The organism is Acinetobacter sp. ANC_7588 (assembly GCF_056783995.1).
This window is the reverse complement of record NZ_JBWYIU010000046.1, coordinates 1-296: the sequence shown is the minus strand read 5'-3', so window position 1 is coordinate 296 and position 296 is coordinate 1. Positions and strand designations below refer to the sequence as shown.

The following is a 296-nucleotide window of genomic DNA, read 5'->3' as shown; positions in this document are numbered from 1 at the left end:
AAAACCTCGTGCCAAAGTGATTGGTGCAACCACTGTTGGGGTTGAACCTCGCATTATGGGCTTTGGTCCGGCACCTGCGATTAAAAAGTTACTGGCTCAAACAGGGTTAACACTAGAGCAAATGGATGTGATTGAGCTGAATGAAGCGTTTGCAGCACAAGCATTGGCATGTACACGTGACCTAGGTTTAGCCGACGATGATGCACGTGTAAACCCAAATGGTGGTGCAATTGCACTGGGTCATCCATTGGGTGCATCAGGTGCGCGTTTGGTGACGACTGCTCTCAACCAACTAG

General features: G+C 49.3%; 1 pseudogene. It reads left to right on the top strand.

The annotated features are described in order from the left end of the window. A pseudogene (locus AC1M9J_RS14835) lies at positions 1-296 on the top strand (acetyl-CoA C-acyltransferase); the annotation flags it as partial.